We start from the raw sequence: 14,920 nt of genomic DNA, 5'->3' as shown, positions 1-14,920 counted from the left end.
AAGAGATGGAGGACGTCCCCCAACCAGCCGACGAGCCCTACCAACCCGACGACCGGGTGCGGGTGTACCTCGCCGAGGACGATCCCGACGCAGAGCATCATGGACACGTGTGCGTCGTCGAGGAACGCATCAGCGACTCCCTCGGCGACGAGACCGTCGCGCCACCGACGGCCACCCCTACCGACTGAAGGACGCCGACACCGACGAGACCCTCGACGTCGACTTCCGCCACCGAGACCTCGTGCCAGCGGCCTACAACCGCGTGGCTTACTAACGTGGGAGTGAATGTGACGGATATGCGACAATCTGGATCGGCGACCGCGCGCACCGCCGTGGAAGGGTTACTCGGTTGATGTTTCTGCGGGGATTCGTAACAGTTTATGGATAGTCCCGGGCGGATTCGAACCGCCGTCCTGAGCTCCAAAGGCTCAGATGATTGGCCACTACACCACGGGACTGCGGATCCACCTCTGGATTAGCGACAGACTGGCTTATGAGTTATTGTTTCGCTCTCCCAACTCGCCAGCGTTTCGTTCACCGGTTGGCCCACGACTCACCACCGTTCGCGGCCGACCGCATCACCGATTCGCTTCGAACCAGTCGACGGCGAAGTCGACGAGTTCCGGCTGGGACACGAGTCTGGCCGTCGCGACACCGACGGTCCCCGTCGTCACTGCCGATCCCGCCTGCTGTTCGAACGCCGCCCCGACTTCGGGAAAGTCATCGGTCGACTGGTCGATATCCACGTACTCTCGCTGCACTCGGTCGCCGTCCTCGAGCACCGGAACGGCGTTTCTCGTCGTCTCCTGCTCGAGTGCAGCGCGATACTCCGCGAGGTGCAACGACGTGTTGGAGTCGTGACCGACGCCGAGGAGCAAGACCGTTCCGCCGAGTTCATCGACGGTCGCCAGCGGGGAGTCCTCGCCGAGTCCGTAATCGAGCCCGTGCTCGGAGACGACCGCCTCGGCGTCCGCGCCCCACGCGGCGAACGAGTAGACCGGGTGCGAACTCCGGACGACGTCGTCGTAGGTTCGGAAGCACTCCGGAATCGCACCCATTCCTCGCGACGGAGTGGCGGCGGGCCGGAACGGTGGTCGCGACGAACGGATGGTGTCGACCCAGTCGTCCGGGACGGGTGGGTTCGACCAGACCGCAGGGTCGGAGTACTGGGTCGTGTGCGTCGGCATGACGAGCGTCCCACTGGGCGTGACAGCATTTCGAAGGGCCTCCACGACGGCTTGGGCATCGCCTGCCACCCAGCCGAGCGACGACAGCGACGAGTGGACGAGCACCACCTCGCCGGCCTCGACGCCGAGTGCACGAAACTCCTCGGTAAGTGTGGAGACGGTAGCCGGCTCCGCAACGCGATCGACAGCGTCGGCTTCGCTCATAGCCGTTCGTTTCGGCCAGATACTGTAATACCACCGATTAGCGTCGACACCACCACTCTAGAACCACTTTCTGAATATAGAACATATATGAAGACAAGAAATCACCTGGAAATAGCGAGAGCGTTCACAACGACACGTCACTCACCGTCCGTCGATTCGTGGTCCGCCGTCAATTTGAATTTCTGGATCTTTCCCGAGACCGTCCGCGGGAGTTCGTCGATGAACTCGACCTCTCGGGGATGCTTGTAGGCCGCGACGGTGTCGAGAAAATACTCCGTGATGTCCGCCTCGGTGATATCGACACCGGGCTCGGCGTTCGGTGTCGGGACGACGAATGCTTTGGGGACTTCGTTGCGCCGTTCGTCCGGAATGCCGACGACGGCCCCCTCCGCAATAGCGTCGTGTTCGGCGAGGAGTTCTTCGAGTTCACTCGGGTAGACATTGTAGCCGGCGGTGACGATGACGTGCTTTTTCCGGTCGACGATCTCGTAGTAGTTGTCGTCGTCCCGGCGGGCGATATCGCCGGTCCGGAAGTAGCCGTCGTCGGTGAACGCGGCCGCGGTTGCGTCCGGCCGATCGTGATAGCCCGACATCACGTGCGGGCCGCGGACGAGGAGTTCGCCCGCCTCACCCGGCGGGACTTCTGCACCGCTGTCGTCGACGATCTTGCAGTCGGTCATCCGTAACGGTTGTCCGATCGTCCCGTGGCGCGGCCCGAACGTCGAGTTCGACTGACTGTGGGTCGCGCCGTGCGTTTCCGTGAGGCCGTACCCCTCTTGAATGTCGACGCCAGCCGTCTCCTCGAACTGCCGCTGGACGGCGACGGAGAGCTTCGCCCCACCCTCGCTCGCCGTTTCGAGGCTCGAGAGATCGAACGAGCTGAACTCGTCGCTCGCGACCATGTCGACGTACATGGCGGTGACGCCGATGAAGTGAGTGATCGCCTCGGTTTCGATCAGCGACATCGCTGCGTCGGCGTCCCAGTTTGCGGCGCTGCGCAGGAACACCCGGCCGCCGCGGACGAGGGGCTGCCACGCGGTGTGCGTAAAGCCGGTGATGTGATACAGCGGGAGCCAGGCGAGACTGCGAACCGCCTCGGGTTCGAGAGACTGTTCCTGAGAGAGGGTCGAGAACAGCTGGGTTCGAAAATTCCGATGGGTCAAGTGGACGCCCTTCGGCTTGCCGGTCGTCCCGGAGGTGTACGGGAGCAGTGCAGTATCATCGGCGGCCCGCTCGACGAGCCGTTCCTCGCCACGAACGGACTCGAAGGAGTGACCGTCGTCGTCGGTGCTTGCGACGCTGATAACGACCGGATCGGCGTCGACGGCCGCGAGTCCTTCCCGCAGATGGGGGACCAGGGAAGCGTGGGTCAAGACCGCCGCCGCGCCGGTATCTTCGAGCTGGTAGGCGAGTTCACGGCGGCGATACTGCGGGTTGACCGGGGAGACGGCGACGCCGGCTTTGAGCGCGCCGAGCGAGCCGATCAGGGCTGCGGGACAGTTCGGTACGTACTGGAGGAGGACCGAGCCGGGTTCGATACCCAGGTCGGCCAGTCCGCCGGCGAACCGAGCGCTCTCCTCGCGGAGTTCGTCGTGCGTGAGCTCAGTGCCGTGGTACTCGACGGCAACCGCGTCGCCGTGATGGCGAGCCGTTTCGTCGTGTATCCGTGCAGCATTGCCCTTCCTTGCGGTAGTACTCGTCTCGTCCAGTTCCATGTCCCTGTATATCATATACCAATATTAAAACGTACCCCGGGCCGACACGTTGGGTGGCGGCAGAACGACGACAGGGCCGAAGTGCGGTGTGACGGGGAGCTAACCGCCAGTCAGGGCCGAGTTCGCCCGGGTTGGTCGTATTTACAATGGTGTCTGGACAGGGCGCGTACATTTACAATGGAGTATGGGAATGACTGGGTATGGAATACCACGATTCCGATACGGCAAAAGCCGTCGCGGACCGGGTCGCATCGTTCATGGACGAGGTCGTCATCCCGCGCGAGCGAGAGGCGCTTGCGACCCAGGAGCCGATTCCGATGGCCGAAATCGAGGATCTCTGGGAGCAAGCGAAAGACCGCGAACTATTCGCGCCGCAGGTTTCGACGGAGTACGGCGGGCAGGGGCTCGACTTCAGTGACATGCTTCCCTCGTTCGAACAGGTCGGCCGGTCGCTCATCGGCGCGCTCGCGATCCGAGCCAACGCGCCCCAGGAGGGGAACATGCACACGCTCGAGATGGTCGGCACCGACGAGCAGAAAGAGCGGTGGCTTCGCCCGCTCGTGCAGGGCGATATCAGTTCCGCGTTCGCGATGACCGAACCGAGACAGGGCGGGGGCTCCGACCCGAAAATGCTCCAGAGTACGGCCACCCGAGACGGCGACGAGTGGGTCATCAACGCACACAAGTGGTGGACCTCCGACGGGCTGAACGCCGACTTCTACCTGGTCATGGCCCGGACGGACCTCGACGCCCATCCCTACGAGGGCACTTCGATCATCCTCGTTCCCGCCGACGCTGCCGGGGTCGAAGTCGTTCGAAACGTTCCACACCTCGGCGGCCACGGCATCACGGAACGCGAGGGCGGCCACGCCGAAGTGAAGTTCGAGAACGTCCGCGTTCCCGTCGAGAACACCGTCGGCGACGCCGGCCAGGGCTTCCAGATCGCCCAGATGCGACTCGGCGGCGGCCGACTCACCCACTGCATGCGCTACTCCGGCATGGCCGAGCGCTCGCTCGACATCGCGAAGGCCTACCTCAGCGAACGCGAGGCCTTCGGCACGACGCTCGACGAAAAGCAGGCGCTTCGCCACCGAATCGCGGACGCCGAAACCCGACTCCACGCCGCGCGAACGATGGTCCGCCACGCCGCCCGCGAACTCGACCGCAGCGACGCCCGCATCGAGGTCGCGATGGCGAAGCTGTTCACCGCGAACGTCACGCAGGAGACGATCGACCTCGCGCTGCAGTGCTGTGGCGGCAACGGCATCGGGAAGGATCTCCCGATCGCGCACTTCTACGAGAACGTCCGCGCGTTCCGCATCGTCGACGGCGCAGACGAAGTCCACCGCCGCTCGATCGCTCGCTGGGCATTCGAAGACGTCGACGAAGCCGAGATCGAGAACACCCTCCAGTTCGACGAGAATCTGCGGATCGACGAACTCGACGAGTAAGCGAACGGCGAGGGGACCCCTCAGACCCGCTCGATGATCGTCGCGATCCCCTGTCCGAACCCGATACACATCGTCGACAGGGCCGTGTCCTGCCCGGTTCGCTCGAGTTCGTGTGCCAGTTTCGTCAGCAGCATGGCACCGGTCGCCCCGAGCGGGTGGCCGTGAGCGATGGCACCGCCGTTGACGTTGACTCGCTCCCAGGAGACGCCGGTTTCCGCGAGCCAGGCTGCGACGACTGATGCGAAGGCCTCGTTGACCTCGAAGAGGTCGATATCTTCGAGTTCCATGTCGGCTTTCTCCAGAACCCGCTCCGTCGCGGGAATCGGGCCGGTAAGCATCGTGATCGGATCGACGCCGACGACCTCCGTCTGGACGATGCGAGCCATCGGCTCCCAGCCGTGGCGCTCGGCGGCCTCGGCGCTCGCGAGCAACAGGGCCGACGAACCGTCGACGATACCGGACGAGTTCCCCGGATGGAGGACGCCGGTCCCTTCCTCGCGGAACGAGAGCGGCAGTTCCGCGAGCGTCTCGAGATCGGTCTCCGGTCGCGGGTGCTCGTCCTGCTCGACGCGGACCGGTTTACCGTCGAGTTCAGTGTCGACGGGAACGACCTGGTCGTCGTAGCGGCCGGCATCCCAGGCTTCGGCCCAGCGGCGCTGGGAGTCGACGGCGAGTTCGTCGAGTTCCTCGCGGCTGCACTCGTAGTCTTCGGCGATCCGTTCTGCACCCTCGCCCTGGGTGGTGACCTCGTCGAAGTAGTCGAAGTAGGTGTCCGTGACGCCGTCGCCGTCCGAGCCCATCGGTTCGCGGGTCATGTGTTCGACGCCGCCGGCGACCAGCACGTCGTGTTGGCCGGCCATGATGTTCGTCGCGGCGAAGTTGACCGCCTGTTGGCCCGACCCGCACATGCGGTTGAGTTGGACGCCGGGGACCCCGTCGCCCCAGCCGGCGACCATCGGAGCCAGGCGGCCGATGTTCGCCCCCTGCTCACCGATCGGCGTCACGCAGCCGTAGATGACGTCTTCGATCGTCTCCGGATCGAACTCGTTTCGACGTTCGAGCGCTTCGAGCGGCTTCGCCGCCAGATCCTGCGGGTGCGTGTCGCGGAACGAGCCGTCCCGGTTGCCGAACGGAGTGCGGACGGCATCGACGATAACTGCATCGTGCATGTGTCAGGAATACTCTAGCGACCACTATAGACGTTCCGCAGGGCCCGCAGAAAGCGGCTACCGAGACTGACCGTGAGTGCCATCAGCCACCCGACAGAACCCGCTAGCCACCGGTTGGCGTACGCTTATGGGTTCGTCGAACGAACCCTGCTGGCAATGCCCACCACAGGACGCGACGGAGGTGACGGCGATGCCGACGAAACCGCTCGCTGAACTCGAGGCGATGGTCGGCGACTCGCACCGAACGGTCGAGGGCTTTCGCGTCGAAGCCGGGAAAGTCGCCGAGTTCGCCCGCGCGATCACGGACCCGAACCCGGTGTTCCGGGACGAGTCCGTCGCCCGAGAACGGGGCTTCGACGCCGTCCCGGCACCGCTTACCTATCCGCGCGTCAAGCGTTTTCCGCGGTATCGAGCGGACGATGGGGCCGCTATCGACGAGGGACACTACGGGTTCGACCTCGGCTTTCGCCCCGAGTACGTCCTCCACGGCGAACAGGCCTACGAGTACGCCCGCCCGCTGCTCGTCGGCGACGAACTGACCGGGACGACGACGCTCACCGACGTCTACCAGCGTGACGGCGGCCGCGCCGGCACGATGACCTTCGCCGTGCTCGAAACCGAGTATCGCGACCAGTCGGGTGAACTCGTTCTCACCGACCGCGCGACGGCGATCGAAACGGAAGGAGCCGTCGACGACGACAGCGAGAGCGAGAGCGAGCACAGCAAGTCCACCGGCGATACGTCGCCAGCGCCGCCGGAACCAGAATCCGTCGCACCGCCGCGGTCAGCGGACGACCTCGACCCCGGACAACCCGGCCCGACGGTCGTCGTCACTGAACTCGAACGACGCCATTTCGTCGCGTACGCCGGCGCGAGCGGCGATTTCAATCCGATCCACTACGACGAACCTTACGCTCGGGAGGCGGGCAACGAGAGCGTCTTCGGCCAGGGAATGTTCACGGCCGGCGTCGCCTCGCGAGTCGTCACCGACTGGTTCGGCCGCGCTGCCGTCTCCTCGTTCGGCGTTCGATTCCAGTCGCGGGTCTTCCCCGGCGAGACGATCGTCGCAACCGGCGAGGTGACCGATGTGACAGGAGACGGGACCGTCGAGACAGCTGTCGAGGCGACGACTGCGGGCGGGACGACGCTCCTTACCGGGACGGCGACGGCGACGCTTCCGGAACGGAAGCCGTAGGCGGCCGAAAAACGGGACGCCACCGTCCGATTCTCTGCGGTGGAGGTTGCTCAACGCGAGGCCGGCCGACTCTCCGTCACGATCGGTAATCGGCCTCGTGAAGAGCGCTTTCGGCGCATACTGGGTCGGGAAGGCCGATGAGCGACAACTCGGCGTAGAGTTCAGCGACTCGCATTCGCTCGAAGTCCCCACGCGAAGGCACAGCCGCGACGACATATCCGATACCACATATACGGTTCTTTCCGAGAAGTCCTGAACTCGGGACGGTTTGCTGAGAGGTGGGTGTTCGTGAGAACTCGCTGCGCCCGGTAAACGAGTTCATCAATCGTATTCAGTACCATCGAATCCGGAATATGAGATTGGATAGCGAGCCGAAATCGGCCGCGTCTGCCGCGTCGCCAAGGCACTTTTGTACCCCCGAACTAGGCCGAGACGGTTCTTGTGAGTCGTCGCGTTCCCAATCCGATCCGGGTGTGTATCTACTGGGTCGGACTCGCGCTCGCCCGTCTCGGCGTTCTGGACGCCGATCGAGCGCGCCGTACCGCCGATCTGGCCTGGCCCCGCGTCGTCACCGGTCTCGCCCGCATGTCGAAAAACGCGGTCGACGTGGCGATGGTCGGCGTCGCAGTCGGGTCACCGGCGATCGCCGGCGTCGGGTTTGCCTCGCCGTTCTGGGGCCTCGCGTTCGCGGTCGGCGGCGGTGTCGCAGGGGGGACTATCGCGCTCGTCTCACAGCGATACAGCGCCGAATCGTTCGCCTCGCTCGGCCAGGCGGTGCGATCGAGTTCGCTCCTCGTGGTCCTGTTGACGCTGCCGCTGACGGTCCTGTTCTGGACGTACCCGACCGAATTGATCTCGGTGATCGGAAACGAGCCGGAGTCGATCGAACTGGGGGCGGAGTACCTGAAGATCGTCGGCCTCGGCATTCCCTTCGCCGGGCTCAACCTCATCGGGAGCCGTGCCTTCGTCGGCATGGACGACGCGTGGACGCCGATGATCGTCCGTGCGGGCGGGGCGATTTCTAACATCGTTCTCAATGCCGTCCTTATTTTCGGGCTCGACCTCGGTGTCGAAGGGGCGGCGCTGGGAACCGTCCTCGCGAACGTCGTCGTCACCGCTGCGTTTACCGGGGCGCTCGTCGCTGGCCGGCTCCCGGGCGTGGGGTCGTTCCCGGTCAGTATCGATCCCTTCGGGAGTTACGTCCACGAGGAGTCCATCCGGGACCTGGCGAAAATCGGGCTTCCCGTTCTCGGGAGCAAGTCCGTCTGGACGGTCGCCGAGTTCCCGATGCTCGCGATCGTCGGGTTGTTCGGACAACAGACCGTTTCCGCCTACGTCATCGCCCGTCGCATCTGGGGGCTGATGAACACGCCCGGCTGGGGCTTCGGGCTGGCCGCCTCGAGTCTCGTCGGACAGAAACTCGGCCTCGGCGACGAGGGGCGCGCCGAACGCTACGGTCACGAGATCATCCTGTACGCCGTCGCGATCTACGTCGTCGCCGCCGCGGTCGTCTTCGTGTTTGCCGAGCCGATCGTCCTGCTGTTTACCGATAATCCGGCCGATCTCTCGGTTCCGACTGCGGTCTCGCTCATCTATGCGGCCTGTCTTGCGATTATCTTGAAGGGCGTCTCGACCGGAGCCGCGGGAGCGCTCAAGGCGAGTGGCGATACGCTCTGGCCGTTCCTCAGCCAGTTTATCGGTATGTTCGTCCTCGCGATTCCGCTCGCGTATCTGGGTGCTGAAGGACTGGTCATCCCCGCGGTCGGACCGCTTCCAGGACTCAACATCGCACCGATCGGATTGGTGGGACTTTACCTCTCGTTTATCGCGGAGACGGCCGCGCCAGCAGCGATCAACTACCACCGGTTTTCGACCGGCCGCTGGAAGGCGATCAGCCGCGGCTACCGTCCTGAAACGGCACCGAGTGACGATTGATACGGACGACTGGCAGCCAGTGCCGGCGCACCCGCAACCGTCTTGGATCGCGCCGGGTAATCGATATAGCACACCGTCTGATCACCCCTCTCGAGACGTCAGTTTCCTCGTCTACGCACCAGCGGCTGTGCTCTCGGCCAGTACCGCGCTCGCCCTCCATCGCTAGTACTCGCTCTCAATGCGCGACCGAAATCGCTCTCCCATCCGGCGTTTTCCGACTCAGAAAATACTCGCCCGACACTAATACGATACAGTCGAACGAACAATGTGGGGGACATAACGGATCGAATCCCGCACCTCGTTGGTCCCCCTCGCCCGAATTAATTCGAACGGAGCCCCTAGCCCGGCACGGCCACCCCCACACCGCCGTGTTCCCGTTCGAACCCCACCCACCCTCACCTCCACTTCCCTCGACAGTGGGTCCACACTGTCTGTGTCGCGCCCCCCGCCTGCTTCGGCCCTGCCAACTGAACCTGGTTCCGATTCGCAAACTGAACTCGATTCGCCAGCCCCGTCTGTACCGGTCAGAAGGGGTGTAAGTCCTGCAAGAGCACAAAGAAGGGGATACAACCGACCGATCGGGTGTACAGTGACTCGCAGCGGCTACTACCTGTAAACGGCGAGGAGAATGTCACCCCGGTGAATCAATGCTGGCCGTACAGCGAGTACATGATCGCGACGAGACCGAGGAGGCGACTCAGGTTCTCGGCAAAGACCGTCACGATCCGTGCCATATCGGTCGCCGTATTGATGACGATGTTGACGAGGAACGGACAAAGCGTCAACAAGAGTAATCCGATGGCAAGGTAGAGCATTGACCCGGCATCGTTCCGACGGTAGCCGCGATAGGCCTGGTAGGCGATAACCGTCCCGAAGAGGGCGACGAGAAAGAGACTCACGACGGTGAATACTTCGAACAGCGTCGCATCGGTGAGCGGGACGGCTTCGTCGCTCATCGCATTCCCTCCCACATCCGGGTGAACTTGTCGGCGACGTCTTCTTCGTGATAGGACAATTCGAGATCGAACGCCCCGTCCTCGAGTGAGAGTTCAAGTCGGTCGAGGTTCGCACTGTAGACGCTGTAGTGGTTACCATCCGGGGCGAGTTCAGTTTCCTCGGTGACGAGCCGGCACTCCTCGAGACGATCGAGTCGCCGATAGATCGTCGGGAGGGACGCGTCACATCGGTCACTCAGTGTACTGGCAGACATGGATTCGACGCTCGTATGCGTGAGGATCTCTCGCGCGTACTCGTCGTCGAGTACCGAGAGAACGGTCGATAAATCGGTATCCTCACTCACTGGTAGCTGATCGTTTCGGCATCGCTATGAAAAACGGTCCGGTTTTTCTGACCGAGAAAACGCTGTGTGGGCAGGCGTCATCGACGACGGGTGGGCGGAAGTCGGCGTCCACAGTCGGTGACGAAACCGCTGGCACAGCGGGTTATCAGCTGCATAACTAACGGGTCGAGGTGGCTGACGTACACTGATGTGGCCATGGGAACACGCAATCGTCGGCTATCTGGCCTACTCACTGTGCAGCCACCTCGTGTATCGGCGCTCGCCGGGCGGACTCGAGGCATTCGCCGTCGTGTTCGCGTCGGTGCTCCCCGATATCATCGATAAGCCGTTGGCTTGGGAGTTCGGAGTCTTCGATGCGGGCTACGCGCTGGGCCATTCGGTTTTCATGGCGGTTCCGCTCGCACTCATCGCCGGCGCGATCGCGCAGTCGGCCGGTCGGCCGCGCGTCGGCCTCGCGTTCGGCCTCGGGTATCTGTTGCACTTGCCGGGTGACGTGCTCGACACCTACTTCCGGGGCGGGCAGATTCGATTCGACATTCTGTTGTGGCCCGTCAAAACCGTTGAATCCGCCGGTACGAGCCCGGGCTTCGTCAACGAGTTCAGACGCTTGTTCGGGCAGTATCTGGCGCGCCTGCTCGCGGGCGAGTTGCCGGCGTATCGGTGGGCGCAGCTCGGGCTCGTCGGGATCGCGGCGCTGGTGTGGCTTTACGACGGCGCACCGGTCGTCCGAGAGTGTCTACGCGGCTGCGTTCGAGTCGTCACCGGCGGTCGCTGACGACCGGGTATGGTCTCGGTACCGATCGTTCGGGAGCGCCGCACGATCACTGCGAGCGTAATGTTGTCATTTACTATCATATCGGCTCCGATGCGTGTTAGACAGCATGAGCGATACGACTGGTTGCCATCGCTCACCGGCCCAGCGCGAGTGCGCCCGTGAGCAAACGGCTACTACCGACCATCGTCCCCGCGTCAGGACCCTCCCCGACGACGCCGAGTTCGCCCTCTGTCTCACTCACGACGTAGACCGCCCGTACAAGGGGGTTCGGTCGCTGTACTACGCAACGCAGGAGCGACCGCGCTATCACCTGCAAACGGCACTCTCCTCGAAGAATCCCTACTGGCAGTTCGAGGAGATCATGGCGCTCGAGGACGACCTCGGCGTCCGATCGGCGTTTTACTTCCTGAACGAACAACACCTGCTTGCGGCGCGGCCACCACGCGAGTGGCTCTCCCCGGCACACTGGGTGCAACACCTCGGCCGATACCGACTCGACGCCGACGACATCGCAACCGTCATCCGCGACCTCGATAGCGGGGACTGGGAGGTCGGCCTCCACGGCTCCTATCACACGCGCGACGACCGCGACCGACTCGACGTCGAGCAAACTGAACTCGAAAGCATCCTCGGGCAGTCGATCACGGGCGGCCGCCAACACCACCTTCGGCTCTCCGTTCCCGAGACGTGGGAACACTATCGGGACCTCGGACTCGCGTACGATACGAGTCTGGGGTCGACGACCGAGTGCGGGTTCCACAACGGGTATCATCCGATCCGGCCCTTCGACGACGAGTTCGTCGTCTTCCCGCTGACGATCATGGACCAGGCGCTTCCCGATCCGGACGCGAATCCGGCGGCCGCCCGACGGACCTGCGAACGGTTGTTGCTCGATGCCGTCCGCAACGACGCGGTGATGACGGTGCTCTGGCACCCCCGGTTCTTCAACGACCGCGAGTTCCCCGGCTACCGCGACTGCTACCGGTGGCTGGTCGAACGCGCGCTCGAACTCGGCGGCTGGGTCGGAACGCCGGCAGAACTCTATACTCGAATCGAAGACGAACGGATGGCTCGGCTCTCGAACGCCGACGGACCGAGTTCAGAACCGGCAGCGATCCGGGAGAACGATGGGACGGAGTACGATCCGCAAGCACCGGCGAGGGAGCACGAGCGGACGACGCCACGGCCGTGCTCGCCGACAACGCGGGGTGAGTCCCACTCATGAGCGCGCGAGTGCTCCCGGTACTCGCGGTCATCGCGCTTCTCGTGTGCGCCAGCGTCGGCGGGGTCGCCCAGCGGGGAGGCCAATCCAGCGTCGCCCCACAGGTGAACGCGCCGACCGACACGTACGTCGTCGAGCAGGGCGATCGCTGCCAGCAGATCGAGCCGCTCTCGACCGACGAGACGGTCGAATCGTTCTACGACTACCGCAATCACGAGACGCATTCCAACGGTACCGATCGAATGTACAGCTCCTACGGGACACAAGACTTACAGGAGGATAACACCAGCCTGCTCTTCCTTCACGAAGGGACCGACGGACTGAGTCTCGTCACCGTCAATGACCGCGTCGACGGCAATACCACCGGTGGCATCGCCACGTTCGAGTTCGTCGGCGTTCCCCACAAGAGCGCGTGGGCGGTCCAGGACGACAACTACACCGGCGAGACGAACATGGCCGAATGGTACGGCGGCGACGGCTGGCTCGGAGCCTCGCTCATCTGGGCCGAGGGCAGAACCGACGGGGGTGCGATCAACGGCGGTCTCAACGGGCCGTTCAGCCTCACCGTCCAGCCGGCGTTCAACGACGATGCCGAGTTCGCCGACGCGGACGACCTGTACGATCCGGACTTCCACGAGGACGGCGAGATCGAGGACTGGGTCGTGCTCTCGGGCGACGCCGACGATCCGGACCGCGCGACGCTTCCCTCGCTCGACGAGCCGGTGACGATCCGAACCGGGACCTGCGACGGACCGTCCATCACGTACGAGCGCCACGGCAATACGAGCGGTCCCGATACCGAAGGGGACGGCATCACCGCTACGGTCGACGGCGCGAGCGAGGACGATACCGTCTACCTCCAGCCGACGGCGGGAACGACGGACGGCGTCCGGTTCGACGGGATCGAGGCGACCGGCCTCCCATCGAACAGCACGGTTCAGTTCGAAAGCAACCAGCCCGACGGCCTGCCGGAGTCACCCGACGACGTGCAATCGCTCGGTCATCTCTCCGTCACCAGCGACGACGACCTCGGCGATGTCTCCGGGACGGTCACGTTCAGCGTCGCCGCCGATCTGCTGAACGAACGGGGCATCGAACCCGATGAACTCGCCCTCTACGAGCGTGGCGGCGACGGCTGGGCCGAATCGGAGACGACCGTCCGGGACGCGACCGGCGACAGCTACGAGTTCACCGCGTCGGTGTCGTCGCTCGGCGGGTTCACCGTTGCGCCACAGCAGCCGTCGAGCATCACCGAATCGCCGATGCCAGGCTTCGGTCCGGTCGTCGCGCTGAGCGTGATCGTCGCCCTCATCGGGGCCGCGGCGATCCGAACTCGGCGTCGAGAATAGCGCCGCAGCCTCTTTTAGCCGCCGTAGAACTCGCGAATAACGTCGGTGACTCGCCGCTGGGCTGGCGGCGACAGGATGTGTTTCTCGCCGGAGAGACAGTGGACCTGCGAGAGCGAGGGAAGTCGTTTCCGAGCACGAGGAACGATTTCGTCGGGCGGGAAGAACGGATCGTTTTCGGCGACGACCAGCGTAACGGGCGCAGTGAACCGCTCGAGTTCAGCCGCGGTCGCCTGCGGGAACGTTCGCTCGAGGTCGACGTGTCGCAGTGAGGCGGCAATGGTGTCTCGGACGACGGGATTCGAATTCGGCCGTGTGACCATCGCCGAACAGACGCGGTCTAACAGCCGGTCGCGAGGAACCAGCCGATAGAGTACGGCGGGCAGACCGACTTGTAGCATCGAGACGAGCGACCCCGTACCGAACCCCGCGGGCACGACCAGCGCGGCGCGGTCGATCCGCTCGGGAGCGACCGCGGCCGTCCGGAGGATGATTCCGCCGCCGTAGGACGTGCCGATCATCGACGCCGACGCGATGTCGAGCGCATCGAGAATATCGACGACCCACTCGCCGTAGCCGCTTCCGTTCGGGTCGACGCGCGTCTCCGCGCTCTTTCCCGGCTGCCCGATCGTATCCGGTGCGATCAGCCGATAGTCGTCGGCCAGTCCCGTATACCACGCGAGCGTCATCGGATTGGTCGCGTTGCCGCCGTGGAAGACGACGACGGGCTGACCGTCCGACGGCCCCGTAACGAGAAGGTGCGTCGATCCGTATCGCGTCTCGATCCGGCGCTCGTCGACCTCGACGTCGAGACGGTCGACGGCGTCGTCGTAGGCCGCCAGCAGCTTCGCTTTTCCCGCTCGTGAACGGTAAATAGACATGTATCGTGCTACCAATACGCTCGGATAGGGTGACGAAAAACACGTCGGTCGCAGTCGAAGAATCCGTGCTCAGTCGCTGCCGACGCCCACTGAACTCGCCGGTTCCTGTCGCCGGTGATTGCCGAACTGGCGGACCGACTCGAGTCCGTCGACGTGGCCGTCCACCGTCGCGACATCGACGATCACGTCGGTGAGGTTCACCGTCTCCGCGAGGAACTCGTCGCGTCGTGTGCGCCACGTCTCGTCGGTGTCGGTCCCGAGGTAGGTGTCGATCTCGGCGCGGATTCCGTCCGCCGAAGAGACGTTGCGGATCAGCCCCTGGTTTTCAAGTTCGACGAAGTTGCCCATGTCGTCGTCGCCGACGAAGGAGTTCGACCGGATCGCGGGCGTGCCGAGCATCGCGGCCTCGGTGACCATCGTCTGGGTGTCGGCGACCAGCAACTCGGCCTCCGCGAGCACGTCGTGAAGCAGGGCTGGATGGAGGTCGAAGGGGCGGGCGGGGAGGCCCTCCAGATTCGTCGTCCCGCCCTCGTCGGAGAC

The 14,920-nt window shown here is 64.3% G+C and carries 13 protein-coding genes, 1 tRNA gene and 1 pseudogene; 7 read left to right on the top strand and 8 right to left on the bottom strand.

What is annotated here, in order from left to right; all coding sequences use genetic code 11:
• Positions 1-5 precede the first annotated feature (5 nt).
• Positions 6-188 (top strand): hypothetical protein, encoded by a 183-nt coding sequence (locus C480_RS01570; protein WP_006663866.1) that lies wholly within the window; start codon positions 6-8, stop codon positions 186-188.
• A 197-nt stretch (positions 189-385) separates the two neighbouring features.
• Here the strand turns inward: C480_RS01570 and C480_RS01565 are convergent.
• The 3 genes from C480_RS01565 to C480_RS01555 form a co-directional block, all read right to left on the bottom strand.
• Positions 386-458, bottom strand: a tRNA-Gln gene (locus tag C480_RS01565).
• Between the two features lie 120 nt (positions 459-578).
• Positions 579-1,391, bottom strand: a complete 813-nt coding sequence (locus C480_RS01560; RefSeq protein ID WP_006663865.1) for an aminoglycoside N(3)-acetyltransferase — start codon at positions 1,389-1,391, stop codon at positions 579-581.
• Between the two features lie 137 nt (positions 1,392-1,528).
• Entirely contained in the window at positions 1,529-3,106 is a 1,578-nt protein-coding gene (locus C480_RS01555) for a class I adenylate-forming enzyme family protein (RefSeq protein ID WP_006663864.1), read from the bottom strand.
• A 200-nt stretch (positions 3,107-3,306) separates the two neighbouring features.
• Here C480_RS01555 and C480_RS01550 point away from each other — a divergent pair, with 200 nt between their 5' ends.
• Positions 3,307-4,557, top strand: a complete 1,251-nt coding sequence (locus tag C480_RS01550) for an acyl-CoA dehydrogenase family protein (RefSeq protein WP_006663863.1) — start codon at positions 3,307-3,309, stop codon at positions 4,555-4,557.
• A 20-nt stretch (positions 4,558-4,577) separates the two neighbouring features.
• Here C480_RS01550 and C480_RS01545 read toward each other — a convergent pair whose 3' ends face one another.
• On the bottom strand, positions 4,578-5,726 hold the full coding sequence (locus C480_RS01545; protein ID WP_006663862.1) for a thiolase family protein: 1,149 nt from the start codon (positions 5,724-5,726) through the stop codon (positions 4,578-4,580).
• A 190-nt stretch (positions 5,727-5,916) separates the two neighbouring features.
• On the opposite strand from C480_RS01545, the gene C480_RS01540 reads away from it, so the two are divergent.
• Positions 5,917-6,921 carry an FAS1-like dehydratase domain-containing protein gene (locus tag C480_RS01540; RefSeq protein ID WP_006663861.1) on the top strand — a complete coding sequence of 335 codons (1,005 nt, stop codon included), beginning with the start codon at positions 5,917-5,919 and terminating at the stop codon, positions 6,919-6,921.
• 441 nt (positions 6,922-7,362) lie between these two features.
• On the top strand, positions 7,363-8,856 hold the full coding sequence (locus C480_RS01535; protein ID WP_049903042.1) for an MATE family efflux transporter: 1,494 nt from the start codon (positions 7,363-7,365) through the stop codon (positions 8,854-8,856).
• Positions 8,857-9,500: 644 nt separating this feature from the next.
• Here the strand turns inward: C480_RS01535 and C480_RS01530 are convergent.
• Positions 9,501-9,812: a DUF7521 family protein gene (locus C480_RS01530; RefSeq protein WP_006663859.1), complete on the bottom strand. Its 312-nt coding sequence runs from the start codon at positions 9,810-9,812 to the stop codon at positions 9,501-9,503.
• A complete protein-coding gene (locus tag C480_RS01525; RefSeq protein WP_006109318.1) occupies positions 9,809-10,156 on the bottom strand; it encodes an ArsR/SmtB family transcription factor in 348 nt (115 codons plus the stop codon). The genes C480_RS01530 and C480_RS01525 overlap by 4 nt, the downstream gene beginning before the upstream one ends.
• A gap of 187 nt (positions 10,157-10,343) precedes the next feature.
• On the opposite strand from C480_RS01525, the gene C480_RS01520 reads away from it, so the two are divergent.
• From C480_RS01520 to C480_RS01510, 3 genes are all read left to right on the top strand, one after another.
• A complete protein-coding gene (locus C480_RS01520; protein ID WP_006663858.1) occupies positions 10,344-10,931 on the top strand; it encodes a metal-dependent hydrolase in 588 nt (195 codons plus the stop codon).
• A gap of 106 nt (positions 10,932-11,037) precedes the next feature.
• On the top strand, positions 11,038-12,156 hold the full coding sequence (locus tag C480_RS01515; RefSeq protein WP_006663857.1) for a polysaccharide deacetylase family protein: 1,119 nt from the start codon (positions 11,038-11,040) through the stop codon (positions 12,154-12,156).
• Positions 12,153-13,502: a hypothetical protein gene (locus C480_RS01510; protein ID WP_006663856.1), complete on the top strand. Its 1,350-nt coding sequence runs from the start codon at positions 12,153-12,155 to the stop codon at positions 13,500-13,502. The genes C480_RS01515 and C480_RS01510 overlap by 4 nt, the downstream gene beginning before the upstream one ends.
• Positions 13,503-13,516: 14 nt before the next feature.
• On the opposite strand, the gene C480_RS01505 is transcribed toward C480_RS01510, so the two are convergent.
• Positions 13,517-14,380, bottom strand: coding sequence for an alpha/beta fold hydrolase (locus C480_RS01505; RefSeq protein ID WP_006663855.1), 864 nt, complete (start codon positions 14,378-14,380; stop codon positions 13,517-13,519).
• Positions 14,381-14,449: 69 nt separating this feature from the next.
• Positions 14,450-14,920, bottom strand: a pseudogene (locus C480_RS01500) (hypothetical protein); the annotation flags it as partial.

The organism is Natrialba aegyptia DSM 13077 (assembly GCF_000337535.1).
In the GTDB taxonomy this organism is placed as follows: domain Archaea; phylum Halobacteriota; class Halobacteria; order Halobacteriales; family Natrialbaceae; genus Natrialba; species Natrialba aegyptia.
This window is presented reverse-complemented; position numbering and strand designations above follow the sequence as displayed.